The organism is Hydrogenophaga atypica (genome assembly GCF_042665215.1).
In the GTDB taxonomy this organism is placed as follows: domain Bacteria; phylum Pseudomonadota; class Gammaproteobacteria; order Burkholderiales; family Burkholderiaceae_C; genus Hydrogenophaga; species Hydrogenophaga defluvii_A.
In genome coordinates this window covers 65,730-91,284 of sequence record NZ_JBHTCA010000002.1, presented here as the reverse complement: position 1 = coordinate 91,284, position 25,555 = coordinate 65,730, and the positions used below count along the sequence as shown (strand labels likewise).

At 65.1% G+C, this 25,555-nt stretch carries 32 protein-coding genes and 1 tRNA gene; 30 read left to right on the top strand and 3 right to left on the bottom strand.

Translation table 11 applies throughout. The features are described from left to right. Positions 1-6 precede the first annotated feature (6 nt). The 18 genes from ACFQPB_RS02855 (at position 7) to tatC (ending at position 12,010) form a co-directional block, all read left to right on the top strand. Complete coding sequence (locus tag ACFQPB_RS02855) at positions 7-252, top strand: BolA family protein (protein ID WP_382219615.1); 246 nt, start codon at positions 7-9, stop codon at positions 250-252. Between the two features lie 2 nt (positions 253-254). Beyond that, a complete protein-coding gene (gene murA, locus ACFQPB_RS02850; RefSeq protein ID WP_382219613.1) occupies positions 255-1,535 on the top strand; it encodes a UDP-N-acetylglucosamine 1-carboxyvinyltransferase in 1,281 nt (426 codons plus the stop codon). Then, entirely contained in the window at positions 1,532-2,203 is a 672-nt protein-coding gene (gene hisG, locus ACFQPB_RS02845) for an ATP phosphoribosyltransferase (RefSeq protein ID WP_382199002.1), read from the top strand. The genes murA and hisG overlap by 4 nt, the downstream gene beginning before the upstream one ends. A 12-nt stretch (positions 2,204-2,215) precedes the next feature. Then, complete coding sequence (gene hisD, locus ACFQPB_RS02840) at positions 2,216-3,574, top strand: histidinol dehydrogenase (protein WP_382219611.1); 1,359 nt, start codon at positions 2,216-2,218, stop codon at positions 3,572-3,574. Positions 3,575-3,635: 61 nt separating this feature from the next. Then, positions 3,636-3,926: a hypothetical protein gene (locus ACFQPB_RS02835; protein WP_382219610.1), complete on the top strand. Its 291-nt coding sequence runs from the start codon at positions 3,636-3,638 to the stop codon at positions 3,924-3,926. Positions 3,927-3,935: 9 nt separating this feature from the next. Continuing rightward, a complete protein-coding gene (gene hisC / locus ACFQPB_RS02830) occupies positions 3,936-5,036 on the top strand; it encodes a histidinol-phosphate transaminase (protein WP_382219608.1) in 1,101 nt (366 codons plus the stop codon). 84 nt (positions 5,037-5,120) lie between these two features. Further along, the gene (gene hisB / locus ACFQPB_RS02825; RefSeq protein WP_382199006.1) at positions 5,121-5,738 is read left to right on the top strand and encodes an imidazoleglycerol-phosphate dehydratase HisB; all 618 of its coding nucleotides are present in this window, start codon (positions 5,121-5,123) and stop codon (positions 5,736-5,738) included. A gap of 13 nt (positions 5,739-5,751) precedes the next feature. Continuing rightward, positions 5,752-6,399, top strand: a complete 648-nt coding sequence (hisH, locus tag ACFQPB_RS02820) for an imidazole glycerol phosphate synthase subunit HisH (RefSeq protein ID WP_382199007.1) — start codon at positions 5,752-5,754, stop codon at positions 6,397-6,399. Between the two features lie 27 nt (positions 6,400-6,426). Next, complete coding sequence (hisA, locus tag ACFQPB_RS02815) at positions 6,427-7,167, top strand: 1-(5-phosphoribosyl)-5-[(5-phosphoribosylamino)methylideneamino]imidazole-4-carboxamide isomerase (protein WP_382219606.1); 741 nt, start codon at positions 6,427-6,429, stop codon at positions 7,165-7,167. Between the two features lie 4 nt (positions 7,168-7,171). Further along, complete coding sequence (locus ACFQPB_RS02810) at positions 7,172-8,017, top strand: D-hexose-6-phosphate mutarotase (RefSeq protein ID WP_382219604.1); 846 nt, start codon at positions 7,172-7,174, stop codon at positions 8,015-8,017. A gap of 12 nt (positions 8,018-8,029) precedes the next feature. Then, on the top strand, positions 8,030-8,809 hold the full coding sequence (hisF, locus tag ACFQPB_RS02805) for an imidazole glycerol phosphate synthase subunit HisF (protein ID WP_382219602.1): 780 nt from the start codon (positions 8,030-8,032) through the stop codon (positions 8,807-8,809). 2 nt (positions 8,810-8,811) lie between these two features. Then, on the top strand, positions 8,812-9,204 hold the full coding sequence (gene hisI / locus ACFQPB_RS02800) for a phosphoribosyl-AMP cyclohydrolase (protein ID WP_382199011.1): 393 nt from the start codon (positions 8,812-8,814) through the stop codon (positions 9,202-9,204). A gap of 5 nt (positions 9,205-9,209) precedes the next feature. Next, positions 9,210-9,575 (top strand): phosphoribosyl-ATP diphosphatase, encoded by a 366-nt coding sequence (locus tag ACFQPB_RS02795; protein WP_382219600.1) that lies wholly within the window; start codon positions 9,210-9,212, stop codon positions 9,573-9,575. 15 nt (positions 9,576-9,590) lie between these two features. Then, complete coding sequence (locus tag ACFQPB_RS02790; protein ID WP_382199013.1) at positions 9,591-9,965, top strand: DUF4870 family protein; 375 nt, start codon at positions 9,591-9,593, stop codon at positions 9,963-9,965. Further along, complete coding sequence (locus tag ACFQPB_RS02785; RefSeq protein WP_382219598.1) at positions 9,962-10,318, top strand: histidine triad nucleotide-binding protein; 357 nt, start codon at positions 9,962-9,964, stop codon at positions 10,316-10,318. The genes ACFQPB_RS02790 and ACFQPB_RS02785 overlap by 4 nt, the downstream gene beginning before the upstream one ends. A gap of 105 nt (positions 10,319-10,423) precedes the next feature. Next, entirely contained in the window at positions 10,424-10,660 is a 237-nt protein-coding gene (gene tatA, locus ACFQPB_RS02780; protein ID WP_382219596.1) for a Sec-independent protein translocase subunit TatA, read from the top strand. A 63-nt stretch (positions 10,661-10,723) separates the two neighbouring features. After that, on the top strand, positions 10,724-11,209 hold the full coding sequence (gene tatB / locus ACFQPB_RS02775) for a Sec-independent protein translocase protein TatB (RefSeq protein WP_382199016.1): 486 nt from the start codon (positions 10,724-10,726) through the stop codon (positions 11,207-11,209). Between the two features lie 6 nt (positions 11,210-11,215). After that, positions 11,216-12,010 (top strand): twin-arginine translocase subunit TatC, encoded by a 795-nt coding sequence (gene tatC / locus ACFQPB_RS02770; RefSeq protein WP_382219594.1) that lies wholly within the window; start codon positions 11,216-11,218, stop codon positions 12,008-12,010. Positions 12,011-12,025: 15 nt separating this feature from the next. Here tatC and ACFQPB_RS02765 read toward each other — a convergent pair whose 3' ends face one another. Beyond that, a complete protein-coding gene (locus ACFQPB_RS02765) occupies positions 12,026-13,174 on the bottom strand; it encodes a S1C family serine protease (protein WP_382219592.1) in 1,149 nt (382 codons plus the stop codon). Between the two features lie 137 nt (positions 13,175-13,311). Here ACFQPB_RS02765 and ACFQPB_RS02760 point away from each other — a divergent pair, with 137 nt between their 5' ends. Genes ACFQPB_RS02760 through pdxA form a run of 3 tightly spaced genes read left to right on the top strand, consistent with a single transcriptional unit; the run spans position 13,312 to position 15,254 of the window. Next, positions 13,312-13,473, top strand: coding sequence for a DUF3149 domain-containing protein (locus ACFQPB_RS02760; protein ID WP_382219590.1), 162 nt, complete (start codon positions 13,312-13,314; stop codon positions 13,471-13,473). Positions 13,474-13,503: 30 nt separating this feature from the next. After that, on the top strand, positions 13,504-14,292 hold the full coding sequence (locus tag ACFQPB_RS02755; RefSeq protein ID WP_382219588.1) for a Nif3-like dinuclear metal center hexameric protein: 789 nt from the start codon (positions 13,504-13,506) through the stop codon (positions 14,290-14,292). After that, positions 14,289-15,254 (top strand): 4-hydroxythreonine-4-phosphate dehydrogenase PdxA, encoded by a 966-nt coding sequence (pdxA, locus tag ACFQPB_RS02750; RefSeq protein WP_382219586.1) that lies wholly within the window; start codon positions 14,289-14,291, stop codon positions 15,252-15,254. Before ACFQPB_RS02755 ends, pdxA begins: the two co-directional genes overlap by 4 nt. A 12-nt stretch (positions 15,255-15,266) precedes the next feature. On the opposite strand, the gene mscL is transcribed toward pdxA, so the two are convergent. Next, entirely contained in the window at positions 15,267-15,704 is a 438-nt protein-coding gene (gene mscL, locus ACFQPB_RS02745) for a large conductance mechanosensitive channel protein MscL (protein WP_382219584.1), read from the bottom strand. A 193-nt stretch (positions 15,705-15,897) separates the two neighbouring features. On the opposite strand from mscL, the gene petA reads away from it, so the two are divergent. From petA to ACFQPB_RS02715, 6 genes are all read left to right on the top strand, one after another. Next, complete coding sequence (gene petA, locus ACFQPB_RS02740; protein WP_382199023.1) at positions 15,898-16,494, top strand: ubiquinol-cytochrome c reductase iron-sulfur subunit; 597 nt, start codon at positions 15,898-15,900, stop codon at positions 16,492-16,494. A gap of 23 nt (positions 16,495-16,517) precedes the next feature. Next, positions 16,518-17,951: a cytochrome b gene (locus ACFQPB_RS02735; protein ID WP_382219583.1), complete on the top strand. Its 1,434-nt coding sequence runs from the start codon at positions 16,518-16,520 to the stop codon at positions 17,949-17,951. A gap of 20 nt (positions 17,952-17,971) precedes the next feature. Further along, positions 17,972-18,727 carry a cytochrome c1 gene (locus tag ACFQPB_RS02730; protein ID WP_382199025.1) on the top strand — a complete coding sequence of 252 codons (756 nt, stop codon included), beginning with the start codon at positions 17,972-17,974 and terminating at the stop codon, positions 18,725-18,727. Between the two features lie 100 nt (positions 18,728-18,827). After that, positions 18,828-19,439, top strand: coding sequence for a glutathione S-transferase N-terminal domain-containing protein (locus ACFQPB_RS02725; protein WP_382199026.1), 612 nt, complete (start codon positions 18,828-18,830; stop codon positions 19,437-19,439). Between the two features lie 20 nt (positions 19,440-19,459). Further along, positions 19,460-19,975 (top strand): ClpXP protease specificity-enhancing factor, encoded by a 516-nt coding sequence (locus ACFQPB_RS02720; RefSeq protein ID WP_382219582.1) that lies wholly within the window; start codon positions 19,460-19,462, stop codon positions 19,973-19,975. Positions 19,976-19,987: 12 nt separating this feature from the next. Beyond that, positions 19,988-20,063, top strand: a tRNA-Thr gene (locus ACFQPB_RS02715). 22 nt (positions 20,064-20,085) lie between these two features. On the opposite strand, the gene ACFQPB_RS02710 is transcribed toward ACFQPB_RS02715, so the two are convergent. Further along, entirely contained in the window at positions 20,086-20,406 is a 321-nt protein-coding gene (locus tag ACFQPB_RS02710) for a hypothetical protein (protein WP_382219580.1), read from the bottom strand. A gap of 23 nt (positions 20,407-20,429) precedes the next feature. Between ACFQPB_RS02710 and ACFQPB_RS02705 the strand changes: the two genes are divergently transcribed. The 3 genes from ACFQPB_RS02705 to argJ all read left to right on the top strand — a co-directional run bounded on the left by ACFQPB_RS02705 (position 20,430) and on the right by argJ (position 25,553). Continuing rightward, positions 20,430-21,401 carry a M23 family metallopeptidase gene (locus tag ACFQPB_RS02705; protein WP_382219578.1) on the top strand — a complete coding sequence of 324 codons (972 nt, stop codon included), beginning with the start codon at positions 20,430-20,432 and terminating at the stop codon, positions 21,399-21,401. A 173-nt stretch (positions 21,402-21,574) separates the two neighbouring features. After that, positions 21,575-24,313, top strand: coding sequence for a preprotein translocase subunit SecA (secA, locus tag ACFQPB_RS02700; RefSeq protein ID WP_382219576.1), 2,739 nt, complete (start codon positions 21,575-21,577; stop codon positions 24,311-24,313). A gap of 10 nt (positions 24,314-24,323) precedes the next feature. Beyond that, a complete protein-coding gene (gene argJ / locus ACFQPB_RS02695) occupies positions 24,324-25,553 on the top strand; it encodes a bifunctional glutamate N-acetyltransferase/amino-acid acetyltransferase ArgJ (protein ID WP_382219574.1) in 1,230 nt (409 codons plus the stop codon). Positions 25,554-25,555 lie beyond the last annotated feature (2 nt).

The window sequence follows — 25,555 nt, the reverse complement described above, 5'->3', positions numbered from 1 at the left end:
GGATTTATGACCGCCGAAGAATTGCAAGCCATCATCAGCGCCGGGCTGCGCTGTGAGCACATCGAAGTCACCGGCGACGGCCGCCACTGGTCGGCCGTGATCGTCTCACCCGAGTTCGATGGCAAACGCGCCATCCAGCGCCACCAGCGCGTCTACGCCACGCTGGGCAGCCGCATGCACACCGACGAGGTGCACGCCTTGTCCATGAAAACCCACACGCCGGCCGAATGGGCGCAGGCGGGGAAGGCCTGAGCATGGACCAACTGCGTATTCGTGGCGGCCACCGCCTGCACGGCGACCTCATGGTGTCGGGCGCCAAAAATGCGGCCTTGCCCGAGCTGTGTGCCGCCTTGCTCACGGCAGACGCCGTGACGCTGCACAACGTGCCGGCACTGCAGGACGTGAGCACCATGCTCAAGCTGATCCGCAACATGGGTGTGACCGCCGAACGCGATCCGGCCGACAGCGACAAGGTCGTGCTCCACGCGGGCGGGCTCGACAAACCCGAGGCGCCCTACGAGCTGGTCAAGACCATGCGCGCCTCCATCCTGGCGCTGGGCCCGCTGCTGGCTCGGTTTGGCCATGCGCGCGTGTCCTTGCCTGGGGGCTGTGCCATTGGCTCGCGCCCGGTCGACCAGCACATCAAGGGCCTGCAGGCCATGGGGGCGGTCATCGTGGTCGAACACGGCTACATCGAGGCCTCGTTGCCCACCGGTCGTACCCGCTTGCAGGGCGCGCGCATCAGCACCGACATGGTGACCGTGACGGGCACCGAAAACCTCATGATGGCCGCCTGCCTGGCCGAAGGCGAGACGGTGCTGGAAAACGCGGCGCAAGAGCCCGAGGTGGTGGACCTGGCCGAGATGCTCATCAAGATGGGCGCGCACATCGAAGGCCACGGCACCCATCACATCCGCATCCAGGGCGTGGAACGGTTGCACGGCTGCGAACACCACGTGGTGGCCGACCGCATCGAGGCCGGCACGTTTTTGTGCGCGGTGGCTGCGGCTGGTGGCGACGTGGTGCTCAAGGCTGCGCGCGCCGACCACATGGATGCGGTGATCGACAAACTGCGGGACGCCGGTGTCACGGTCGAATGTGTGGACGGTGGCGTGCGCGTGGCTTCCCCTGGCGCGGGTGCGCTCAAGGCTCAAACCTTCCGCACGACCGAATACCCGGGCTTCCCCACCGACATGCAGGCGCAGTTCATGGCCTTCAACGTGGTGGCGCAGGGCGCCAGCAAGGTCACCGAGACCATTTTCGAAAACCGCTACATGCACGTGCAGGAGCTGCAACGGCTGGGCGCTGACATCCAGGTGGAGGGCAAGGTGGCGCTGATCAATGGCGTGCCGCGCCTGTCGGGCGCCACCGTGATGGCCACCGACCTGCGCGCTTCCGCCAGCCTGGTGATTGCCGGTCTGGTGGCCGATGGGGAAACCACGGTGGACCGCATTTACCACCTGGACCGCGGTTACGACCGCATGGAAAACAAGCTGCGCGCGCTGGGCGCGGACATCGAACGCGTCAAGCCATGAAACCTGATCTGGTCACCCTCGCGCTGTCCAAGGGCCGCATTTTTGAAGAGACGCTGCCCCTGCTCAAGGCCGCCGGCATCGAGGTGCTGGAAGACCCGGAGAAATCGCGCAAGCTCATCCTGCCCACCAACCGCGCCGACGTGCAGGTGGTGCTGGTGCGCGCGTCCGACGTGCCCACCTACGTGCAGTACGGCGGGGCCGACCTGGGCGTGTGTGGCAAGGACACGCTGATCGAGCACCAGGCGGAGTGGGGCGGGGCGGGTGGTGGCCTGTACCAGCCGCTGGACCTGAACATCGCCAAGTGCCGCATGAGCGTGGCCGTGCGCGCCGATTTCGACTACGCCTCCGCCGTGCGCCAGGGCTCACGCCTGACCGTGGCCACCAAGTACACGGCCATCGCCCGCGAGTTTTTCTCCGCCAAGGGCGTGCACGTGGACCTGATCAAGCTCTACGGCAGCATGGAGCTGGCGCCGCTGACCGGCCTGGCCGACGCCATCGTGGACCTGGTGTCCACCGGCAACACCCTCAAGGCCAACCACCTGGTCGAGGTCGAGCGCATCATGGACATCAGCTCGCGCCTGGTGGTCAACCAGGCCGCGCTCAAGCTCAAGCGCGCCACCATCAAACCCATCATCGAAGCCTTTGCCACAGCGGCCCAGCCCGCCTGAAAGCCTCCTGCCATGTCCGCCCAGCCCGTTCGCCTGTCCACCGCCCAACCCGACTTCGAGGCCCGCTTCAAGGCCTTGCAGCATTGGTCGGCCGACACCGATGCGGGCATCGAGCAGCGGGTGGCCGACATCCTGGCCGACGTGAAACAACGCGGTGACGCCGCCGTGCTGGACTACACCGCACGTTTCGACGGGCTGCAGGCCACGTCGGTGGCGCAGTTGGAACTGTCGCAGGCCGACTTCAAGGCCGCCTTCGATGGCCTGCCCGCGGACCAGCGTGAAGCCTTGCAATCGGCCGCCCAGCGCGTGCGCAGCTACCACGAGGCGCAAAAGAAGGCCAGCGGTGAAAGCTGGCAGTACCGCGATGCCGACGGCACCTTGCTGGGCCAGAAGGTCACACCACTGGACCGCGTGGGCATCTATGTGCCTGGCGGCAAGGCGGCCTACCCGTCCAGCTTGATCATGAACGCCGTGCCGGCCCACGTGGCGGGTGTGGGCGAAATCATCATGGTGGTGCCCACGCCTGTGCGCGGCAGTGTGGCCACCGGCGGCAGCGGCGGCGCGACCGCCACCCGTGGCGAACGCAACGAGCTGGTGCTGGCGGCGGCCTATGTGGCCGGTGTCACCCGTGCCTTCACCATCGGCGGCGCCCAAGCCGTGGCCGCGCTGGCCTACGGCACACAAACCGTGCCCGCCGTGGACAAGATCACCGGCCCGGGCAACGCCTACGTGGCCAGCGCCAAGCGCCGCGTGTTCGGCACCGTGGGCATCGACATGATCGCCGGCCCCAGCGAAATCCTCGTGTTGGCCGATGGCAGCACGCCCCCCGACTGGGTGGCCATGGACCTGTTCAGCCAGGCCGAACACGACGAGTTGGCGCAAAGCATCCTGCTGTGTCCCGATGCCGCCTACCTGGACGCGGTGCAACGCGAGATCACCCGCCTGTTGCCTACCATGCCACGTGCGGCCATCATCGAAAAAAGCCTCAACGACCGGGGCGCGCTGATCCTGACGCGCAGCATGGAAGAGGCTTGCGACATCAGCAACCGCATCGCACCCGAGCACCTGGAGGTGAGCAGCCGCGATCCGCACCGCTGGGAGCCGCTGCTCAAACACGCGGGTGCCATCTTCCTGGGCGCCTTCACCAGCGAAAGCCTGGGCGACTACTGCGCCGGCCCCAACCACGTGTTGCCCACCAGCGGCACGGCGCGTTTCAGCTCGCCTCTGGGGGTGTACGACTTCCAGAAGCGCAGCAGCCTGATCGAGGTGAGTGAAGCCGGTGCCCAGGTGCTGGGCCGCACCGCCAGTGTGCTGGCGCATGGTGAGGGCCTGACCGCCCACGCCCGTGCCGCCGAACTCAGGCTGAAGTGACATGGGCATGCGTGGGCTGGTCTTGCTCGGCGCTATGTGCGTGGCCACCCAAGCCAGTGCCATGAGCATCCGCGAGCTGCGCGCCATCGAGCAACTGCAGTCGAATGGCGACATCCATGCGCAGTACTACCTGATTGGCGTCATGGAAGGCGCCTTGGAGGCCAACGCGATGGCACAGCGCCAGGGTCGCAAGCCCTTGTTCTGCCTGCAGGGGCGGCGCTTGACACCACAATCTGCCGTGTCGCTGTACCGCGCCGAATTGCAGCGCAACGAAGGCGTCTACGAAGCCGACATGCTGGTGGAGTTGGTGATGACCAACGCCCTGGCCAGCAGCTACCGTTGCGCCGATTGAGAACGAGATATGACCCAGACCTTGCCCCCCGCGCTGGCCCAGCGCATCCGCACCGACATCCAGTCCATGGCCGCCTACGCGGTGCAGGACGCCACCGGCCTGCTCAAGCTCGACGCGATGGAGAATCCCCATCGCCTGTCACCCGCGTTGCAGGCCGAGTTGGGCGCACGCCTGGGCGCCGTGGCCATCAACCGCTACCCTGGCGCACGGGTAGACGACCTGAAAGCGGCCCTGGCCCTGCACATCGGGTTGCCGGCCGGCCACGCGCTGATGTTGGGCAACGGCTCCGACGAGCTGATTTCCCTGCTGGCCATGGCCTGCGACGTGCCGGGTGCCGCCATCGTGGCGCCGCTGCCCGGCTTCGTGATGTATGCCATGAGCGCGCAATTGCAGGGCCTGGCCTTCCATGGTGTTGATCTGACGCCCGATTTTGAGCTGGACGAAGCGGCGATGACCCGCGCCATCCGCCAGCATCGCCCCGCCATCACCTACCTGGCCTACCCCAACAACCCCACGGCCAACCTGTGGGACGCGGGCGTGATGCGCCGCCTGATCGCGGAGGCCGCCGCCATCGGCGGCCTGGTGGTCATCGACGAGGCCTACCAGCCTTTCTCCAGCGCCAGCTGGCTGGACGAGATCAAGCGCGACCCGGCGGCCAACGGCCATGTGCTGCTCATGCGCACCCTGTCCAAGTTTGGCCTGGCCGGCGTGCGCCTGGGCTACATGGTGGGGCCGCAGGCCCTGGTGTTCGAGATCGACAAGGTGCGCCCGCCGTACAACATCAGCGTGCTCAACGCCGAATGTGCGTTGTTCGCGTTGGAGCATGCCGAGGTGTTCGCCGCCCAGGCCGCCGACATCCGTGCCCAGCGCGAGCGCTTGCTGGCTGAATTGGCGCAGTTGCCCGGCACGCGCGTCTTTCCCAGCCAGGCCAACATGGTGCTGGTGCGCGTGCCCGACGCGCAGCGCGCCTTTGACGGCCTCAAGGCCGCTGGTGTGCTGGTCAAGAATGTTTCTAAAATGCATCCGTTGTTGGCCAACTGCCTGCGTTTGACCGTGGGCACCGCCGACGACAACACGCAGATGCTGTCTGCCCTGCGCCAACTGAAATGAAACGACCCCCACGCTCATCGCTTCGCGTATCGCTGCCCCCCGGGGGGGCGCATCAGCGCCTTCGGGCGGCCGGGCGGCACTGATATGACCTCCAACCTCATCGTCTCCCAACCCGACCGCAGCGCGGCCCTGGATCGCCAGACCAGCGAAACCCGCATCCGCGTGGCCATCAACCTCGACGGCAGCGGTGCCGCGCGTCTGGCCACCGGCATCGGTTTCTTCGACCACATGCTGGACCAGATCGCCCGCCACGGTCTGATCGACCTCGATGTCGCCTGCGAAGGCGACCTGCACATCGATGGCCACCACACGGTGGAGGACGTGGGCATCACCATCGGCCAGGCTTTTGCACGTGCCGTGGGCGACAAGAAGGGCATCCGCCGTTACGGCCACGCCTACGTGCCGCTGGACGAGGCCCTGAGCCGGGTGGTGGTCGATTTTTCGGGTCGCCCCGGCTTGCACATGGACGTGGCCTTCACCAGCGGCATGATTGGCCAGCTCGACACGCAGCTGGTGTTCGAGTTCTTCCAGGGTTTTGTCAACCACGCCGGTGTCACCCTGCACATCGACAACCTCAAGGGCGTGAACGCCCACCACCAGTGCGAAACCATCTTCAAGGCCTTCGCACGTGCTTTGCGCATGGCCCTGGAGCGCGATCCGCGCCTGGGCGATGTGATCCCCTCCACCAAAGGTTCCTTGTAACCCGCTGCCCACGATGACACGCAAGACAGTGGCCGTGGTGGACTACGGCAGCGGCAACCTGCGCTCGGTTTCGCAGGCGGTGCAACACGTGGCGGCCGCCACCGATTTCGACGTGCTGGTGACCCAGAACGCCCAGGACGTGCTCAACGCCGAGCGTGTGGTGCTGCCTGGCCAGGGCCACATGGGCGATTGCATGCGCGAGCTGGCCGCCTCCGGCCTACAGGAAGCGGTGTTGCACGCGGCCGCCAACAAACCCCTGTTCGGCGTGTGTGTGGGCATGCAGATGCTGCTCACCCGCAGCGAAGAAGGCCCGACCGATGGCCTGAACCTCATTCCCGGGCAGGTGGCACGTTTTCGGCTCGAAGGCCAGCGCCAGCCCGATGGCAGTCGCTACAAGGTGCCGCAGATGGGTTGGAACCGCGTGTTCCAGCGCCCACACCCGATCTGGGCTGGCGTCGAGGACGGCGCTTATTTCTACTTCGTGCACAGCTACTTCGCCCGGCCCGACGATGCGGCGCACACGGTGGGCGAAACAGACTATGGTCAGCGCTTTACCGCTGCCGTGGCCCGCGATAACATTTTTGCCACCCAATTTCACCCCGAGAAGAGCGCCGACCAAGGTTTGGCGCTCTACCGCAACTTCCTCCACTGGAACCCCTGACGCGCGCGTCGCGTCACACCACCTGCCATGCTGCTGATACCTGCCATTGACTTGAAAGACGGCCAATGCGTGCGCCTCAAACAGGGCGACATGGACCAGACCACCGTTTTCGGTGAAGACCCCGCTGCCGTGGCCCGCAGCTGGGTGGACAAGGGCGCGCGGCGCGTGCACCTGGTCGATCTCAACGGCGCCTTCGCCGGGAAGCCCAAGAACGAGCAGGCCATACGCAAGATCCTGAAAGAGGTGGGCTCCGAGGTGGACGTGCAGCTCGGTGGCGGTATCCGCGACCTCGACACGATCGAGCGTTACCTCGATGCCGGCCTGCGCTACGTCATCATTGGCACCGCCGCCGTCAAGAACCCCGGCTTCCTGCAAGACGCCTGCACCGCCTTCGGCGGTCACATCATCGTGGGCCTGGACGCCAAGGATGGCAAGGTGGCCACCGACGGCTGGAGCAAGCTCACCGGCCACGAGGTCGTGGATCTGGCCAAGAAGTTCGAGGACTACGGCGTCGAATCGGTCATCTACACCGACATCGGCCGTGACGGCATGCTGACCGGCATCAACATCGATGCCACCGTCAAGCTGGCGCAGGCATTGAGCATCCCGGTCATCGCGTCCGGCGGTCTGCACAACATCGACGACATCCGCAAACTCTGCGACGTTGAGAGCGAAGGTGTGGAAGGCGTGATCTGTGGTCGCTCCATCTACACCGGCGACCTCGATTTCGAGGCCGGCCAGCGTCTGGCCGACGAACTCAACGGCTGAGGCCGTGCCCTCTCACGGGGCCCTTTGCCGCGCCGAGCTGTGGCGGGGCTTGCCCTGCTGGCGGGTCACGCTTGCGCAGGGCGACAGCCTGCTGGTGGCCGAACAAGGCGCGCAGGTGCTGTCGTGGGTGTCGGACGGGCGCGAGCGCCTGTTCCTGAGCCCGGGCAGCGCCGCCGACGGGCACACCGCCATCCGTGGCGGGGTGCCCATCTGCTGGCCCCAGTTCAACCAGCGAGGTCCGCTGCCCAAACACGGCTTCGCGCGCAACGTTCCTTGGCGAATGGGTGCGTTTGAACCTGCCGAAGACCGTGCCGAACTGCGCCTGCACCTGAAGGCCAGCGCCCAGACCTTGGTCTTGTGGCCCCATCACTTTGAGCTGACCCTGGTGCTGCGCCTGCAAGAACGGCGGTTGCACCTGGCGCTGGAAGCACACAACCCGGGTGACAGCAGCTGGGCGTTCACCGGCGCCTTGCACAGCTACCTGCGGGTGGACGACCTGGGCCAGGCGCGCTTGTGGGGGCTGACCGGACAGGCAGAGTGGGACTCGCTGCGAGACGTCGCCGGGCAGGGCGATTCGGTCATTGCCTTGGATGGGCCTTTCGACCGCATTTATGCAGTGGCGGACCAGGCGGTTCGGCTGGTGGACGGCACACATGGGTTGACCGTGTCGCAAAGTGCTTCCTGGGCGAACACGGTGGTCTGGAACCCGGGTGGAGGCCTGCCCGATTTGCCGGAAGCGCAGCACCGGCACATGCTGTGTGTGGAGGCCGCGCAGGTGCTGGCCGCCACAACGGTCGAGGCGGGCGAACGTTGGGTGGGCTGGCAGCAGTTTGATGTGCTGACGGGGTGAGACAATAGCGCCATGCTGGCCAAACGCATCATCCCCTGCCTCGACGTGACCGGTGGTCGCGTTGTCAAAGGCGTCAATTTTGTTGAGTTGCGCGACGCGGGCGATCCGGTCGAGATCGCCGCCCGCTACAACGACCAAGGCGCCGACGAACTCACCTTTCTGGACATCACCGCCACCTCCGACGGGCGTGATCTGATCCTGCACATCATCGAGGCCGTGGCCTCGCAGGTCTTCATCCCCCTGACCGTGGGCGGTGGCGTGCGCACGGTCGAAGACGTGCGCCGCCTGCTCAATGCCGGCGCCGACAAGACCAGCTTCAACTCCGCTGCCATCGCCAACCCGCAGGTCATCCGCGACGCGTCCGACAAGTACGGCGCGCAGTGCATCGTGGTGGCCATCGACGCCAAGCGCCGCTTTGGCACCGATGTGATGGACCGCGGCGAGGGCTGGGACGTCTACAGCCATGGCGGGCGCAAGAACACGGGCCTGGATGCCATCGCGTGGGCCAAACAGATGGCCGATTTTGGTGCCGGTGAAATCCTGCTGACCAGCATGGACCGCGATGGCACCAAGGCCGGCTTCGATCTCGAACTCACCCGCAGCGTCAGCGAAGCGGTGGATGTGCCGGTGATCGCCTCGGGCGGCGTGGGCAATCTCGACCATTTGGCCGCTGGCGTGCAGGCCGGCGGCGCCGATGCGGTGCTGGCCGCCAGCATCTTCCACTACGGCGAATACACCGTGGGCCAGGCCAAGCGCCACATGGCCAAGCTCGGCATTCCGGTGAGGCTGTGACCATGAGCGCCTGGCTGGACGCCGTCAAATGGGACGCGCAAGGGCTGGTGCCCGTGATCGCGCAAGAGCAGGGCAGCAAGGACGTGCTGATGTTCGCCTGGATGAACCGCGAGGCGCTGGCCAAAACGGCCGAGCTGGGCAGGGCGGTCTACTTCAGTCGCTCGCGCGGCAAGCTGTGGTTCAAGGGTGAAGAATCGGGCCACGTGCAGACCGTGCACGAGATCCGCATCGACTGCGACAACGACGTGGTGCTGCTCAGCGTCACCCAGACCGGCCACGAACCTGGCATCGCCTGCCACACCGGCCGCCACAGCTGCTTCTACAGCGTCTTCAAAGACGGTGTCTGGACGCCGGTTGATCCGGTCTTGAAAGACCCGGCATCCATCTACAAATGAGCCCCATGAGTTCCACCGATTCCCTGGACCGCCTGGCTGCGGTGATCGAAAGCCGCAAGCCGGCCCACGGCGGCGACCCCGACAAAAGCTACGTCGCGCGTTTGCTGCACAAAGGGCCCGACGCATTTCTGAAAAAAATCGGCGAGGAAGCTACCGAGGCCGTGATGGCCGCCAAGGACTGCGATCACGGTGGCGACAAGACCAAGCTGGTGGGCGAGGTGGCCGACCTGTGGTTCCACTCCATGATCGCGCTGGCCCACTACGGCCTAAGCCCCGCAGATGTGGTGGCCGAGCTGGTGCGCCGCGAAGGCCTGAGCGGCCTGGAAGAAAAGGCCTTGCGCAAGGCGCAGGCGCGCGAATCCGAAGGCTGAAGGAGGCCATCACCCATGGACAACACGACCGAACGCCTGCGCAGCCTCAACACCGTGGGCACCATCAGTTATGTGCTCCACCTCATCGTGGCGGTCAGCGCGGTGGTGCCTGGTGGGCAATGGGGGCCCACTTTGCTGATCGTGGCGCTGGTCATTGATTTGGCGAAACGCGGCGAGGCCGAAGGCACCTGGCATGCCAGCCACTTCAGCTGGCGCCTGCGCAGCGTGTTGTGGGCGGCGGTGCTCTATCTCGTCACCGTGCCGCTGTGGTTGCTGTTTTTCTTGCCCGGCTGGATCGCGTGGGCCGTGATCTCGGTCTGGTTCCTCTACCGCATCGTCAAAGGCATGGTCCGCATGAACGCGGGCCAGCCCATGGAGATTCCCGCATGAGCGTTGACAACTGCTTGTTCTGCAAAATTGTTGCAGGCCAGATACGCAGCAACAAAGTCTATGAAGACGAACACGTGTTTGCCTTCCACGACATCCATCCGTGGGCCCCGGTGCACTTTTTGATGGTGCCCAAGCGACACATCGCCTCCATGGCCCAGGTCACGCCCGAAGACGCAGGCCTGTTGGGCCACATGATGGCGCTGGCACCGCGCCTGGCGCTGGAGCAGGGCTGCCGCCCTTATCCCGAAGGGGGCTTTCGCATCGTGACCAACACCGGCACAGAAGGTGGCCAGGAAATCCACCACCTGCACATCCACGTGATGGGTGGGCCGCGCCCTTGGGCACGCGGCTGAGGGTGCGGCCCCCTGGGGGCGGTATTTGCCCCTTGTCATCGAACGGGCCACCCCAAGCTTTAGAATCCGAGACAGTTCGGGGCACATCCCCACAGGAGATACATCATGGGTAGCTTTTCTATCTGGCACTGGCTGATTGTTCTGTTGATCGTGGTCATGGTGTTTGGCACCAAAAAACTCAAGAACATCGGTTCCGACCTGGGCGGCGCGGTCAAGGGCTTCAAGGATGGCATCAAGGAGGGTGGTCAACCTGGCGCCGATGCCAATGCACCAGCGGCCGGTCAGGTGGCACAAGACACCACCAAAACCACCATCGACGTCGAAGCCAAGCAGAAAAGCTGAGCCTGCCCGGGTGACCCCGTTGGTTGCCCTCTTTTCTGACGCTGTTGTCGGTGTCCCTTCCGCATGATTGACCTGGGTATTTCCAAAATCGCCCTCATTGGGGCGGTGGCTTTGATCGTGATCGGGCCCGAAAAGCTGCCGCGTGTGGCGCGCACGGTGGGCGCGCTGCTGGGCAAGGCGCAACGCTACGTCGCAGATGTCAAGGCCGAGGTCAACCGCTCCATGGACCTCGAAGAGCTCAAAAAGATGAAGGACACGGTCGAGTCGGCCGCGCGCGACGTCGAGAGCAGTGTGCAGACCAGCGCCAGCGATTTCGAGAAATCGTGGTCGGAGGCCACCGCAGGCTTGGAGGACAGCGCGTCCGGGACCGACGCCTTGAACAGCTGGACCCCGCCGCCGCCCGAGTACCGCCACCCCAAGAAGAATTTCCGCCTCAAACAAAAGGCCGTGCCGCAGTGGTTCAAGGCCCGCACGGGCACCCGCACCCGTGCGCAGTCTGGCGCTGCACGGGTGGCGCGTTTCCGCCCCCGCAGCCGTCCTGTTCAATAAACCCGCATGTCCAACAAACCCGATCCGGCCGATGAGCTGGCCGGCACCGAACAGCCGTTCGTCCAGCACCTCATGGAGCTGCGCGACCGCCTGCTCTACTGCGTCTACGGCCTGGCTGTGTGCATGGCCGTGCTGGCCATCTGGCCCGGCCCCAGCGGCCTGATCGATCTGATCGCCGTGCCCATCCGGGCCCACATGCCGCCCGATGCCAAGCTGATTGCGGTGGGCGTGTTCTCCCCATTTTTTGTGCCCATCAAGGTGTTGGGCATGGCGGCGGTGCTGATGTCGCTGCCCTGGCTGATGTACCAGATGTGGGCCTTTGTGGCCCCCGGCCTGTACAGCCACGAGAAGAAGTTCGCCATGCCACTCATTGTGGTGGGCAGCCTGTTGGCTTACATCGGCATCGGTTTTGTGCAGTTTTTTGTGCTCGACAAGATGTTTGGCTTCATCCAGCAGTTCACGCCCGCCAGCGTGGCCGCCACACCCGACATTGCCTCCTACGTCGAGGCCATCCTGTCGCTGTACCTGGCCTTTGGGCTCGCTTTCCAGGTGCCCATTGTGGTCATCCTGCTGGTGCGGCTCAACATGGTCAGCATTGAAAAGCTCAAGGAATTTCGGGGCTATTTCATCGTGCTGGCTTTTGTCATCGCGGCCGTGGTCACGCCGCCCGACGTGATTTCGCAGCTGGCCCTGGCCGTGCCCATGTGCATCCTCTACGAGCTGGGCATTTGGGGTGCGCGCTGGTTCACCAAAGCGAGTGCGGCGCCGGACGCGCCGCCCGAGCGAACCGACCCGAGCTGACAGGCGATCGACGGGTCAGCGGCCAGCGCGGCGCATCGGCTGGCGTTGTGCCGGAACGATTTGCACCTGCTGGCGCGTGTCGCGCCGCGTCACGTCCAATGGCGCGGCCTGTCCGGGCGTGAGTGCTGCCACCGCGCCCAGCAACTCCGGCACTGTGTTGACCTTGACGCCGTTGACCGCCGTGATCACGTCGCCGGGGCGGATGCCCGCTTGGGCCGCAGGGCCGTTTTGCAGCACGCCCGTGATGATCACGCCCTCATCGCTTTTGATGCCAAAACTCTGGGCCAGTTCGGGGCTGAGGTTCTGGGGTTCCACGCCAATCCAGCCACGGATCACCTGGCCATCGCGCACGATGGCATCGAGCACGGTGCGTGCGGTGGCCGAGGGGATGGCAAAACCGATGCCCATGGAGCCGCCGGAGCGCGAGTAGATCGCGGTGTTGATGCCCATCAGGTGGCCATGGCCGTCCACCAACGCACCACCCGAGTTGCCTGGGTTGATGGCGGCATCGGTCTGGATGAAGTTTTCAAAGGTGTTGATGCCCAGCTGGGTGCGGCCCAGCGCGCTGACGATGCCGCTGGTCACCGTTTGGCCCACACCAAAGGGGTTGCCGATGGCCAGCACGGCGTCGCCCACGTGCAGGGCGTTGGAGTCGCCCAGGGTGATCACCGGCAACTCAGGCAGGTCCACCTTGAGCACGGCCAGGTCCGACTCGGGGTCGGTGCCAATGACCTGGGCCAGGGTGCGCCGGCCGTCGTTGAGCACCACCTCGATGTCGTCGGCTTCGGCAATCACATGGTTGTTGGTGAGGATGTAGCCGGCGGGGCTCACGATCACGCCCGAACCCAGGCCTGCCTGGGCTTGGGATTCGTCCTGGTCGCCAAAAAAGAAGCGGAACCAGGGGTCGTTGCTGTTGGGGTGGCGGCTGCGCGCCTTGCTGGTGTTGATGCTGACCACAGCGGGGGCGGCGGCCTGGGCGGCAGCCCGAAAGCCGCCTTCGCGCGTGCCGCCACCGCTGCCGCCGCTGGGGGCCTCGATCACAGGCACGATGCCGGCCACGGTGGGGCGGCGGTCCAGCCATTGGGGCTTGAGTGTCGCGACCACAAAGTAGGCGGCCAGCAACACGGTGGCGGTTTGGGCAAAAAGAAGCCAGAGTCGTTTCATGGGGCGGGTCTGCAGTGGGGTGCGGTGTGTGGTGGGGATTGTCGGTCAAAGCGCCGGCTTGACTTGGCTCAAAGACGGACAGAAGCAGTTGAGGTCCACTGTGTGCACTTGCAAGCACCGTCTGAGGACACACCGCCATGAAAGCCATTGTTGATCTTTTTTCCACTGACTACGGTTTGTTCAGCCTGGGCGTGATTGCGTTCACCATCTTCATGGGTTTCTGGTTCTCGCGTTTTTTCAAGCGCAAGATGGCCGAGGACGCGGCGAACGCTGAGCGCGAAGCGCGCACCCAACCTTGAGGTGCGCGGGCGCGCTGTCAAAATAGCGCGATGCAACCCGCCGCCCCGCCCGCCCCCTGCACCCGTTCACAGTTGGTGGAGGCGTTCGACGCCCTGCTGCAGCCATCGCTGTTCCGCGACTACGGCCCCAACGGTCTGCAGGTTGAGGGGCGCGAGCAGGTGCGCCACATCGTCAGTGGCGTCACCGCCAGCTTGGCGCTCATTGACGCGGCCATTGCCGCAGGTGCCGATGCCATCCTGGTGCACCATGGCCTGTTTTGGCGCGGCCACGATGGCCGACTGACTGGCTGGATGAAACAGCGCGTGGCCCGCCTGCTGGCGCACGACATCAATCTGATCGCCTACCACCTGCCATTGGATGCCCACCCACAATGGGGCAACAACGCGCAGCTGGCCGCCCGCCTGGGCTGGGTGGCCGATGACGCGCCACAGGGCCGGTTTGGCGAACAGGCGCTGGGCTGGCTGGGGCGCAGCACGGTGACACACGGCAGCGCACTCGATCTGGCGCGCCACATTGAATCGCGGCTGGGCCGCACGGTCACCTGCATCGATGCGCCGGGCCGGGCGCCGCAACGCATCGCCTGGTGCACGGGCGGCGCGCAGTCCTACTTCGAGACCGCCATCGCCGCCGGTGCCGATGTGTTCGTGACCGGCGAAATTTCCGAACCCCAGGCCCACTACGCGCGAGAGTGCGGCGTGGCCTACATCGCGTGTGGCCACCACGCCAGCGAGCGCTTTGGCGCCCCTGCGGTGGGAGGTCTGGTGGCCCAGCGTTTGGGGCTGGTCCACACCTTCATTGACATCCCCAACCCGGCATGAGCGCGTCGCTGCCCCTGCTGGTGACCATGGGTGACCCCGCCGGCGTGGGGCCGGAACTGATCGCCATGCTGTTTCGCGACCGGCCCGACCTGGCCCAGCGTTGTGTGGTGGCGGGCGATGCGGCCACGATGGCGCGGGCACGCGTTTGTCTTGGCTGCGACGCCGTGGCCATGCCATTGGTGCAGGCCACCCAGGTCGCAGAGCCTGCGCCATGGGGCCGTGTCAGCGCACACGCAGGGCGGGCTGCGGCCGACTGCATCGAATGGGCCACGCGCGAAGCGCTGGCCGGCAGGGCGGCGGGTGTGGTCACCGCACCCATCCACAAAGAGGCGCTGGCGGCCGCAGGTGTGCCCTTCCCAGGTCACACCGAAATGCTGCAGGCGCTGGCGGCCGAACACCTGGGCGTGCCGGTGGCGCGGTTGCCGGTGCGCATGATGTTGGCCAATCCAGAGCTCAAGACTGTGCTGGTCAGCATCCATGTGTCGTTGCGCCAGGCCATCGAGGCGGTGACCCACGCCAACGTGCTGGAGACCTTGCGCATCACGGCAGCACACTGGGCGCGGCTGCGCCTGGCGCCGCCGCGCATCGCCGTGGCGGGCCTCAACCCGCACGCGGGCGAGGGCGGGCTGTTTGGGCGTGAGGAGATCGAGGTGATTGCCCCGGCCGTGGCCCAGGCGCGGGCCGAAGGCATCGAAGCCAGCGGCCCACACGCACCCGACACGGTGTTCATGCGGGCGCGAGAAGGTTCCTTCGATGTGGTGGTGGCCATGTACCACGATCAGGGACTCATTCCCGTCAAGTACATGGGGCTGGCCCATGGCGTGAACGTCACCCTGGGGCTGCCGCTGTTGCGCACCAGCCCCGATCACGGCACCGCGTTTGATCTGGCGGGCACGGGCCGCGCCGACCCGTCCAGCCTGATCGCGGCGGTGGAGCTGGCCGCCCACATGAGCGGCCGGTGACCCCGGCAGGCGTTATTTTTTCAGCGCGTCGCGGATCTCGCGCAGCAACACCACGTCCTCAGGCGTCGGCGGCGGCTCCGCAGGTGCTGCTGGCGCGGCGGCTTCTTCGGCCTTGAGGCGGTTGATTTGTTTGACCATCACAAAAATGATGAAGGCCAGGATCACAAAATTCAGCGCGATGGTGATGAAGTTCCCGTAAGCCAGCACGGGCACGCCGGCTGCCTTGACGGCCGCCAGCGTGGGAGCGGTGCCTTCGGGCACGGTGCCCAGCGCGACAAACATGTTGCTGAAATCCAGTTTGCCGAACACCAGGCCCACCACCGGCATGATGATGTCGCCCACCAGCGAATCAACGATCTTGCCGAACGCGGCGCCGATGATCACACCGACCGCCAGATCGACCACATTGCCTTTGACGGCAAAGGCCTTGAATTCCTGCATCACGCTCATGGATCGTTCTCCAAGTTGGACAAGTGGTGCATTGTGAACCAAGCTGGCGGCCCATGACGTTGGGGTGCTCAAGACGGTGTTGAGCCTCCGCTACAATCCTCCGTTGTCCTGGGCCAGCCGCTGCCGGACGGGTGCTGCCCGTTTGTGCCCGACGCGGCGCCGACACCGCTTTGACCGTTATTGAAAGATCCCCATGAGCGAAGCAACCGTAGACAACGGCCGTCGAAACTGGCTGATCACCTCATGCGCCGTGGGTGGCGCGGGTGCCGCTGCCGTGGCCGTGCCATTTGTCAGCACTTTCCAGCCCTCCGAGCGCGCCAAGGCGGCGGGCGCGGCCGTTGAAGTCGATGTGTCCGGCATCCAGCCCGGCGAAAAGCTGGTGGTGGAGTGGCGTGGCAAGCCAGTGTGGATCCTGCGCCGCACGCCCGAGCAACTGGAGTCGCTCAAAGCCGTCGAGCCGCAGCTGGCCGACCCCAACTCGGACCGCACCGCCTACCCCACCCCCGAGTACGCCAAGAACACCCACCGCTCCATCAAGCCCGAGTACCTCGTGGCCGTGGGCATCTGCACCCACTTGGGCTGCTCGCCTGGCGACAAGCTCACCCCCGGCCCGCAGCCCTCGCTGCCGGACGACTGGAAGGGCGGCTTTCTGTGTGCCTGCCACGGCTCCACCTTTGACGTGGCTGGTCGTGTGTTCAAGAACAAGCCGGCACCCGACAACCTCGAAATCCCGCCGCACCACTACCTGTCGGACACCACGCTGCTGGTGGGTGAAGACAAGAAGGCCTGACCAGAACACCCCTGAGGCACAACATGGCTGAATTCAAGGAAATCTCACCCGACGCGCCGGCAGGCGCCAAGCTGGCGAACTGGTTCGAAAACCGGTTCCCGACGGCATTCGACGCTTATCGCGTCCACATGTCGGAGTACTACGCACCGAAGAACTTCAACTTCTGGTACATCTTTGGCTCGCTGGCCCTGTTGGTGCTGGTGATCCAGATTGTGACCGGCATCTTCCTGGTCATGCACTACAAGCCCGACGCATCGGTCAACAGCGCCGGCGTGCCGGTGGCCTTTGCCTCCGTCGAGTACATCATGCGCGACGTGCCCTGGGGCTGGTTGATCCGCTACATGCACTCCACCGGCGCCTCCGCCTTCTTTGTGGTGGTGTACCTGCACATGTTCCGTGGTCTGATCTACGGCAGCTACCGCAAGCCGCGCGAGCTGGTGTGGGTGTTCGGTTGCGCCATCTTCCTGGTGCTCATGGCCGAAGCCTTCATGGGTTACCTGCTGCCCTGGGGCCAGATGTCCTACTGGGGCGCCCAGGTGATCGTCAACCTGTTCTCCGCCATCCCCTTCATCGGCCCCGACCTGGCGCTGCTGATCCGTGGCGACTTCGTGGTGGGCGACGCCACCCTGAACCGCTTCTTCAGCTTCCACGTCATTGCCGTGCCGCTGGTGCTGCTGGGTCTGGTGGTGGCCCACTTGCTGGCCTTGCACGACGTGGGTTCCAACAACCCCGACGGCGTGGAAATCAAGGGCCCGAACGCGCCCAAGGATGCCAAGGGCAAGCCGCTGGATGGCGTGCCTTTCCATCCCTACTACACCGTGCACGACATTTTTGCCGTCTCGATGTTCCTGTTCGTGTTCTCGGCCATCGTCTTCTTTGCGCCTGAGCTGGGTGGCTACTTCCTGGAGTTCAACAACTTCATTCCGGCCAACCCGCTGGTGACGCCGCTGCACATCGCTCCGGTTTGGTACTTCACGCCCTTCTACTCGATGCTGCGTGCCATCACCGCCGAGATGATGTACCCGCTGGTGGCCTGCGTGCTGCTGGGTGCCGTGTTGGGTGTGCTCAAGGCCAAGGCTGGCGCGGCCGTCAAGGGTGGCATTGTGATTGGCGCCCTGGTGCTGGTGGCCGCCATGCTGGCCATCGACGCCAAGTTCTGGGGTGTGGTTGCCATGGGCGGCGCCGTGGTCATCCTGTTCTTCCTGCCCTGGTTGGACAACAGCCCGGTCAAGTCCATCCGCTACCGCCCGAGCTGGCACATCTACCTCTACACCGTCTTCGTGATCAACTTCCTGATCCTGGGCTACCTGGGGGTGTTGCCGCCGTCGCCGGTGGGTGAGCGCGTGTCGCAAGTGGGTACCCTGTTCTACTTCGGCTTCTTCCTGCTCATGCCGTGGTGGAGCCGCCTGGGTGAACCCAAGCCGGTGCCTGCCCGTGTCACCTTCCAGCCGCACTGAGATATTTGGAGAACAAGAACATGAAAAAGCTGATTCTTGGCTGGATGCTGGCACTGGGTGCCGCCACCGGCGCGCTGGCTGCTGGCGGGGGCATTGCGCTCGACAAAGCGCCCAAGCTGACCAATGACGTGGCCGCCCTGCAAAACGGCGCCAAGCTGTTCGTGAACTACTGCCTGAACTGCCACTCGGCCTCGTTCATGCGCTACAACCGCCTGACCGCACTGGGCCTGACCGAGCGCCAGATCAAGGACAACCTGGCGTTTGCCACCGACAAGGTGGGCGACACCATGAATGCCGCGATCAACCCGCAGCAAGCCAAAGAGTGGTTTGGTGCCCAGCCGCCCGACCTGACCTTGGTCGCACGTTCGCGCGCCAGCGGCGCTGGCAGCGGTGCCGACTACCTCTACACCTACCTGCGCACCTACTACCGCGACGAAACCAAGCCCACCGGCTGGAACAACCTCGCCTTCCCCAACGTGGGCATGCCTCATGTGCTGTGGGAGCTGCAAGGCGAGCGTCGCCCGGTGTTCGACAAGGTGGACAGCCATGGCCACGAAGTACAGGTGCTGCGCGGCTGGGAGCAGGTCAAGCCTGGCACCATGAGCCCGGCCGAATACGACCGCGCGGTGGGCGATCTGGTCGGTTTCATGCAGTGGATGGCTGAGCCGGAACAAAACAACCGCGTGCGCCTGGGCGTGTGGGTTCTGATTTTCCTGGGCGTGTTCACCATCATCGCCTGGCGCCTGAACGCGGCGTTCTGGAAAGACGTCAAATAAGCACTTGGCCGGGTCACTCTCGTGGCCCGGACACCCACAGTGGTTTGCCTTTGGGCCACGGTCCATGGCAACCACTGTTTTCACTTGAGGAGTCCCCATCATGATGGTTTTGTATTCGGGCACCACCTGCCCCTACTCGCACCGCTGCCGTTTCGTTCTGTTCGAAAAAGGCATGGATTTCGAGATCCGCGATGTGGACCTCTACAACAAGCCGGAAGACATCAGCGTGATGAACCCCTACGGCCAGGTGCCCATCCTGGTCGAGCGCGACCTCATCCTGTACGAGTCGAACATCATCAACGAGTACATCGACGAGCGTTTCCCGCACCCGCAGCTCATGCCCGGTGACCCGGTGGACCGCGCCCGCGTGCGCCTGTTCCTGCTCAACTTCGAGAAGGAGCTGTTTGCCCATGTGTCCGTACTGGAGACCCGCAGCAACAAGGGCAACGACAAGGCCATCGAAAAGGCCAAGGCGCACATCCGTGACCGCCTGACCCAACTGGCCCCGGTGTTCCTCAAGAACAAGTACATGCTGGGCGACAACTTCTCCATGCTCGACGTCGCCATCGCGCCGCTGCTGTGGCGCCTGGACTACTACGGCATCGAACTCAGCAAAAATGCCGCGCCCCTGCTCAAGTACGCCGAACGCATCTTCTCGCGTCCGGCCTACATCGAGGCGTTGACGCCCTCCGAGAAGGTGATGCGCAAGTAAGCCGCCCGGCCTTGAACACCATGAGCCAGGACGAATCCACGCCCTCGACGCGGCCTTACCTCATCCGTGCTTTGCACGAATGGTGCACCGACAACGGTTTTGCCCCCTATCTGGCGGTGCAGGTCGATGGCTCGGTGCAGGTGCCACGCGAGTTCGTCAAGAACAACGAGATCGTGCTCAATGTCAGCTTCGACGCCACCAGTGGCCTGAAGCTGGGCAACGACTACGTGGAGTTCAAGGCCCGCTTTGGTGGTACGGCGCGCGACATCATCGTGCCCATCAGCCACGTGGTGGCCATCTATGCCCGTGAAAACGGGCAGGGCATGGCGTTTCCGCCACCGCCCACGGCCGTGTTGCAGGCGTCACCCGCTGTTGCGCCGCGCAGTGCAGACGCAGCGCCTGCCAGCGACGAAGGCAAGGCCTTGCAACTGATCAAGGGCGAAGACGGTGGCGTGAGCGAGACCGTTGACGACAACACACCGCCGCCATCACCGCCCACCGGCTCCGGCCGGCCGGCCCTCAAACGGGTCAAGTAGAATCTGCCCCGCGCCGCTTTAGCTCAGTTGGTAGAGCAACCGCCTTGTAAGCGGTAGGTCGTCAGTTCGATTCCGACAAGCGGCACCATTTTTTCACGCACCCCGTGCGCTCAGCGCCAGCTGCCTTGCTGGACCTTGATGCGCAACTGGCCCACCGCCAAACCCTTGTGTTCCAGTGCGAGCTTCATGGCGGGCAGCATCTGCCGCAGCTTGGCCGCCGCTGCGGTGTTGTCCACCAGCAGGCACCAGTCGCAGCCGTCCAGCGGGCCAGAGCGCACCGCTTTTCGCATGCCCGCCGGCAGCAATGGCAAAATGACGGCCAATCTTTTCTGGGATTGCGCCACCAAGTCGCTCAAGTGAGCGAGGGTCGGTGCGGCATGGATGGCCTGTTGCAGGCTCATCATCTGGTGGGTACGGGTCTGAGCATTCATGTGGGGCCCGCAACTGAAAACGTATGCATCTGATTATCACCGACGCCTGGGTGGCCAAGAGCCGCGCCCTGCACCTCACCGGGGTGCAGTTGGTGCTGGCCGGGCTGAGCCTGTCGGCGGTGTTGGTGCTGACCTCGCTTGGGCTCTACCACTGGGTGTTTCTGGAGGGCGCGCGCCAGGGCTGGCCGGTGGTCGGTCCCATGGTGAAGCTGCTGCTCAAGAGCGAGATCGAGTCGCAGGACGCGGTCATGCGCGACAACCTGGACGCCATGGCCAAACGCCTGGGTCAGATGCAGGCGCGGCTGGTGCAGCTCGAATCCCTGGGCGAGCGCGTGGCCGGGCTGGCGGGTGTTCCGGCTGCCGACCCCAAACTGCGCGGTGCGGCAGGCGGTGCCTTGATGGCGCCGCGCGCCATGACCGCCGAGGAACTGAGCCATTCGCTGGAACGCTTCGATGCCGCCGCCCTGGGACAGATGGACTGGCTCACGGTGACCGAGTCGCGTCTGTTCGAGCAAAAGGTCAGAAACAGCCGGCTGCCCACCCAGCACCCCGTGGAAGGCGTGGACACGGGTTCCGCTTTTGGTTGGCGCGTCGATCCGATCACAGGCCAGTCGGCCCTGCACAGCGGCCTGGATTTTCCAGCCGACACGGGCACGCCCATCGTGGCGGCTGCCGGCGGTGTGGTGGTGTTTGCCGGTTGGCATGCGGCGTATGGTCACATGGTCGAGGTCGATCACGGCAACGATCTGGTCACGCGCTACGCCCACGCGTCCCGATTGCACGCAAAACAAGGCGACCTCGTGCGGCGCGGCCAGAAGATCGCCGACGTGGGCAGCACCGGCCGTTCCACCGGCGCGCACCTGCACTTTGAGGTGCTGGTGGCCGGTGTGCCCCAGGACCCGCAGAAATTCCTCGATGCCGGCAGACTTGCCGCGCAGCCGCAGGAAGCCCGCGCCGGGCCGTCCACACGTGTTGCCAGCGGCCCGCGCCGCTGACCTGCCTGCCCAGCTCCGCGCCCCTGGCCAACAGGGCTGCACAGGTAGAATCGTCCGGTTGGGCGCGGTGCGCCCATTCCCTTGTTTTCAACGGCTTGGCAGATCCCAAGAGCACCCAGAACCGTCACGCCCAGCGCCCGCCCACAGCGTGGTTGCGCGAGTGAAAAACACCTATGGCCACAAATTTCCTGACCAAAATCTTTGGCAGCCGCAACGACCGCCTGCTCAAGACCTACCGCAAAGCGGTGGAGCAGATCAACCGGTTGGAGCCGCAGTTCGAGCAACTCAGCGATGAGCAACTGAAGGCCAAGACCGAAGAGTTCAAACAGCGCGTGGCGCAAGGCGAGAGCGTGGACAAGCTGTTGCCCGAGGCCTTTGCCGTTGTGCGCGAAGGCAGCAAGCGCATCATGAAAATGCGCCACTTCGACGTGCAGTTGCTGGGCGGCATTGCCCTGCACCACGGCAAGGTGGCCGAGATGCGCACAGGCGAAGGCAAGACGCTGACGGCGACGCTGCCCGTGTACCTGAACGCGCTCACCGGCAAGGGTGTGCATGTGGTCACGGTCAACGATTACCTGGCCAGCCGCGACGCGCAGTGGATGGGCCGTCTCTACAACTTCCTGGGCCTGTCGGTGGGCATCAACCTGCCACAGATGGCCCGCGAGGACAAGCAGGCCGCCTACCGTGCCGACATCACCTACGGCACCAACAACGAGTATGGCTTTGACTACCTGCGCGACAACATGGTCTACGAGACCGTGGACCGCGTGCAGCGTGGCCTGCACTACGCCATCGTGGACGAGGTGGACTCCATCCTGATCGACGAGGCGCGCACGCCCCTCATCATCAGCGGGCAGGCCGAAGACCACACCGCGCTCTACATCGCCATCAACCAGGTGGTGCCGCTGCTGACGCGGCAAGAGGGTGAAGCCGACCCACGCACGGGTGAGGGCGTGATCAAGCCGGGCGATTTCACGGTCGATGAAAAAGGCCATGCCATCCACATGACCGAGCAGGGGCATGAGAACGCCGAGCGCATTCTCACGCAAGCTGGCTTGCTGGCCGAAGGCGCATCGCTTTACGACCCCAGCAACATCGCCCTGATGCACCACCTGGTGACCGCACTCAAGGCGCACCACCTCTACCACCGCGACCAGCACTACGTGAACCAGGGGGGCGAGATCGTCATCGTGGACGAATTCACCGGCCGCCTGATGTCGGGCCGGCGTTGGAGCGACGGCTTGCACCAGGCGGTGGAAGCCAAAGAGGGCGTGGGCATCCAGGCCGAGAATCAGACCCTGGCCTCGATCACCTTCCAGAACTATTTCCGCCTGTACGGCAAGCTGGCCGGCATGACCGGCACGGCCGACACCGAGGCCTACGAATTCCAGGAAATTTATGGCCTGGAAACCGTGGTGCTGCCGCCCAACCGCCCCAGCCAGCGCAAGGACGAGCTGGACCGCGTCTACAAGACCACCAAGGAAAAGTACGACGCTGCCATCGCCGATATCAAGGAATGCCACGAGCGTGGCCAGCCGGTGCTGGTGGGCACGTCGTCCATCGAGAACTCGGAAATCATTGCCGAGCTGCTGAAAAAAGCGGGCTTGCCGCACGAGGTGCTCAACGCCAAACAACACGCGCGTGAAGCCGACATCATCGTGCAGGCCGGCCGGCCCAAGGCCATCACCATCGCCACCAACATGGCGGGCCGCGGCACCGATATCGTGCTGGGTGGCAACCTGGAGAAGATGACGGCCGCCATCGAGGCCGATGCCTCGCTGGACGAAGCCGCCAAGGCCCAGGGCATCGAGGCGCTGCGCGCCCAGTGGCAGGTCGACCACGATCAGGTCAAGGCCCTGGGTGGCCTGCGCATCATCGCCACCGAGCGCCACGAAAGCCGCCGCATCGACAACCAGCTGCGCGGCCGTTCGGGCCGCCAGGGCGACCCGGGCTCGTCGCGCTTCTACCTGAGCCTGGACGATTCGCTGATGCGCATCTTCGCGGGCGACCGCGTGCGCGCCATCATGGACCGCCTGAAGATGCCCGAAGGCGAGGCCATCGAGGCCGGCATCGTGACCCGCAGCATCGAGAGCGCGCAGCGCAAGGTCGAGGCCCGCAACTTCGACATCCGCAAGCAGTTGCTCGAATACGACGACGTGTCCAACGATCAGCGCAAGGTCATCTATCAGCAGCGCAACGACATCCTGGACGCCCACGACCTGAGCAGCCAGATCGCCGGCCTGCGCGAAGGCGCCATCACCGACGTGGTGCGCGCCTACGTGCCCGAAGCCAGCGTGGAAGAGCAGTGGGACCTGCCCGGCCTCGAGCAGGTGCTGCGCGACGAGTGGGGCGTTGATGTCGAGTTGGTCAATTTTGTGGCGCAGGCCGAAGCCGTGACCGATGAAGACCTGGTCGAGCGCGTGGTAAACGCCGCGAACGAGGTGTTCAACGCCAAGGTGGCACAGGTGGGCGCCGAGAGCTTCACACAGTTCGAGCGCATGGTGTTGCTGCAGAACATCGACTCGCACTGGCGCGAGCACCTCAGCGCGCTGGACTACCTGCGCCAAGGCATCCACCTGCGTGGCTACGCACAAAAGCAGCCCAAGCAGGAATACAAGCGCGAGGCCTTTGTGCTGTTCGGGCAGTTGCTCGACACGGTGAAAAACGACGTGACCCGCACCCTGATGAACGTGCGCATCCAGTCCGATGAACAAATGGCCCAGGCAGCACAAGCGCTGGAGGCCAGCGCCGAACGTGTGAGCAACGTGACCTACACCGCGCCCACCGAAACGGGCGAGGTCGAAACCGTGGTGGACGCCACCACGGCCGCCATGCCACGTGTGGGCCGCAACGATCCCTGCCCCTGCGGCAGCGGTAAAAAATTCAAGCTGTGCCACGGCAAGCTGAGCTGAGGAGTTTGAGATGGCTGTGAACTGGACTGCGCCCGAGGCGGCGAGCATCCTGCCCGTGCCGGGCGTACGCATTGGTGTGACCGAGGCCGGCGTGCGCAAGGCCAACCGCAAGGACCTGACGGTGTTCCTGCTGGACGATGGCGCGGCCGTGGCCGGCGTGTTCACGCAAAACCGCTACTGCGCTGCGCCGGTGCAAATCTGCCGCGAGCACCTGGCGATGGCCACCGGCATACGCGCCATGGTCATCAACACCGGCAATGCCAACGCCGGCACCGGCGAGCCGGGGTTGGTCAACGCGCGCGCCACTTGCATCGCCCTGGCCAAGGCGCTGCAGATCGCGCCGTCGCAGGTGTTGCCGTTCTCGACCGGCGTCATCATGGAACCGCTGCCCGTGGACCGTGTGCTGGCCGGCCTGCCCGCTGCCATCGCGGACGCTCAAGCCGCGCACTGGCTCAAGGCCGCTGAAGGCATCATGACCACCGATACCGTGGCCAAGGCCGCGAGCCGCCAGGTGGTGGTGGGTGGCCAGACCGTGACCATCACCGGCATTGCCAAGGGCGCGGGCATGATCCGCCCCAACATGGCCACCATGCTGGGCTTTGTGGCCACCGACGCCAACATCGCCCCCGCGCTGCTGCAAAGCCTGGCGCGCGAACTGGCCGACGGCTCCTTCAACCGCGTGACGGTGGACGGCGACACCTCCACCAACGACAGCTTTGTGCTGGTGGCGACACGCCAGGCGGCACACGCCGAAATCACCGCGTGGGACGGGGTCGAGGCGCAGGCCTTGAAGGCTGCGCTGCTGGACGTGGCGCGCACCCTGGCCCACGCCATCGTGCGCGACGGCGAGGGCGCGACCAAGTTCATCGCGGTGCGCGTGGAAGGTGGCGTCAGCACCGAGGAATGCCTCAAGGTGGCCTACGCGGTGGCGCACTCGCCCCTGGTCAAAACCGCCTTCTTCGCCAGCGACCCCAACCTGGGTCGCATTCTGGCGGCGGTGGGCTATGCCGGCATCACCGACCTGGACCAGGGCAAGATCGAACTGCACCTGGACGACGTGCACGTGGTCACCCAAGGCGGCCGCAACCCCGGCTACCGTGAGGAAGACGGCGCACGCGTGATGAAGCAGAGCGAGATCACCATCCGCATTGGCCTGGGCCGTGGCAGCGTGACCGACACGGTGTGGACCTGCGATTTCAGCCACGACTACGTGACCATCAACGCCGATTACCGGAGTTGATT

What these genes read in the sequence shown, in the direction of transcription:
- ACFQPB_RS02855 (WP_382219615.1), top strand. Translation starts at nt 7, where the DNA reads ATGACCGCCGAAGAATTGCAAGCCATCATCAGCGCCGGGCTGCGCTGT.
- murA (WP_382219613.1), top strand. Translation starts at nt 255, where the DNA reads ATGGACCAACTGCGTATTCGTGGCGGCCACCGCCTGCACGGCGACCTC.
- hisG (WP_382199002.1), top strand. Translation starts at nt 1,532, where the DNA reads ATGAAACCTGATCTGGTCACCCTCGCGCTGTCCAAGGGCCGCATTTTT.
- hisD (WP_382219611.1), top strand. Translation starts at nt 2,216, where the DNA reads ATGTCCGCCCAGCCCGTTCGCCTGTCCACCGCCCAACCCGACTTCGAG.
- ACFQPB_RS02835 (WP_382219610.1), top strand. Translation starts at nt 3,636, where the DNA reads ATGAGCATCCGCGAGCTGCGCGCCATCGAGCAACTGCAGTCGAATGGC.
- hisC (WP_382219608.1), top strand. Translation starts at nt 3,936, where the DNA reads ATGACCCAGACCTTGCCCCCCGCGCTGGCCCAGCGCATCCGCACCGAC.
- hisB (WP_382199006.1), top strand. Translation starts at nt 5,121, where the DNA reads ATGACCTCCAACCTCATCGTCTCCCAACCCGACCGCAGCGCGGCCCTG.
- hisH (WP_382199007.1), top strand. Translation starts at nt 5,752, where the DNA reads ATGACACGCAAGACAGTGGCCGTGGTGGACTACGGCAGCGGCAACCTG.
- hisA (WP_382219606.1), top strand. Translation starts at nt 6,427, where the DNA reads ATGCTGCTGATACCTGCCATTGACTTGAAAGACGGCCAATGCGTGCGC.
- hisF (WP_382219602.1), top strand. Translation starts at nt 8,030, where the DNA reads ATGCTGGCCAAACGCATCATCCCCTGCCTCGACGTGACCGGTGGTCGC.
- hisI (WP_382199011.1), top strand. Translation starts at nt 8,812, where the DNA reads ATGAGCGCCTGGCTGGACGCCGTCAAATGGGACGCGCAAGGGCTGGTG.
- ACFQPB_RS02795 (WP_382219600.1), top strand. Translation starts at nt 9,210, where the DNA reads ATGAGTTCCACCGATTCCCTGGACCGCCTGGCTGCGGTGATCGAAAGC.
- ACFQPB_RS02790 (WP_382199013.1), top strand. Translation starts at nt 9,591, where the DNA reads ATGGACAACACGACCGAACGCCTGCGCAGCCTCAACACCGTGGGCACC.
- ACFQPB_RS02785 (WP_382219598.1), top strand. Translation starts at nt 9,962, where the DNA reads ATGAGCGTTGACAACTGCTTGTTCTGCAAAATTGTTGCAGGCCAGATA.
- tatA (WP_382219596.1), top strand. Translation starts at nt 10,424, where the DNA reads ATGGGTAGCTTTTCTATCTGGCACTGGCTGATTGTTCTGTTGATCGTG.
- tatB (WP_382199016.1), top strand. Translation starts at nt 10,724, where the DNA reads ATGATTGACCTGGGTATTTCCAAAATCGCCCTCATTGGGGCGGTGGCT.
- tatC (WP_382219594.1), top strand. Translation starts at nt 11,216, where the DNA reads ATGTCCAACAAACCCGATCCGGCCGATGAGCTGGCCGGCACCGAACAG.
- ACFQPB_RS02765 (WP_382219592.1), bottom strand. Translation starts at nt 13,174, where the DNA reads ATGAAACGACTCTGGCTTCTTTTTGCCCAAACCGCCACCGTGTTGCTG.
- ACFQPB_RS02760 (WP_382219590.1), top strand. Translation starts at nt 13,312, where the DNA reads ATGAAAGCCATTGTTGATCTTTTTTCCACTGACTACGGTTTGTTCAGC.
- ACFQPB_RS02755 (WP_382219588.1), top strand. Translation starts at nt 13,504, where the DNA reads ATGCAACCCGCCGCCCCGCCCGCCCCCTGCACCCGTTCACAGTTGGTG.
- pdxA (WP_382219586.1), top strand. Translation starts at nt 14,289, where the DNA reads ATGAGCGCGTCGCTGCCCCTGCTGGTGACCATGGGTGACCCCGCCGGC.
- mscL (WP_382219584.1), bottom strand. Translation starts at nt 15,704, where the DNA reads ATGAGCGTGATGCAGGAATTCAAGGCCTTTGCCGTCAAAGGCAATGTG.
- petA (WP_382199023.1), top strand. Translation starts at nt 15,898, where the DNA reads ATGAGCGAAGCAACCGTAGACAACGGCCGTCGAAACTGGCTGATCACC.
- ACFQPB_RS02735 (WP_382219583.1), top strand. Translation starts at nt 16,518, where the DNA reads ATGGCTGAATTCAAGGAAATCTCACCCGACGCGCCGGCAGGCGCCAAG.
- ACFQPB_RS02730 (WP_382199025.1), top strand. Translation starts at nt 17,972, where the DNA reads ATGAAAAAGCTGATTCTTGGCTGGATGCTGGCACTGGGTGCCGCCACC.
- ACFQPB_RS02725 (WP_382199026.1), top strand. Translation starts at nt 18,828, where the DNA reads ATGATGGTTTTGTATTCGGGCACCACCTGCCCCTACTCGCACCGCTGC.
- ACFQPB_RS02720 (WP_382219582.1), top strand. Translation starts at nt 19,460, where the DNA reads ATGAGCCAGGACGAATCCACGCCCTCGACGCGGCCTTACCTCATCCGT.
- ACFQPB_RS02710 (WP_382219580.1), bottom strand. Translation starts at nt 20,406, where the DNA reads ATGAATGCTCAGACCCGTACCCACCAGATGATGAGCCTGCAACAGGCC.
- ACFQPB_RS02705 (WP_382219578.1), top strand. Translation starts at nt 20,430, where the DNA reads ATGCATCTGATTATCACCGACGCCTGGGTGGCCAAGAGCCGCGCCCTG.
- secA (WP_382219576.1), top strand. Translation starts at nt 21,575, where the DNA reads ATGGCCACAAATTTCCTGACCAAAATCTTTGGCAGCCGCAACGACCGC.
- argJ (WP_382219574.1), top strand. Translation starts at nt 24,324, where the DNA reads ATGGCTGTGAACTGGACTGCGCCCGAGGCGGCGAGCATCCTGCCCGTG.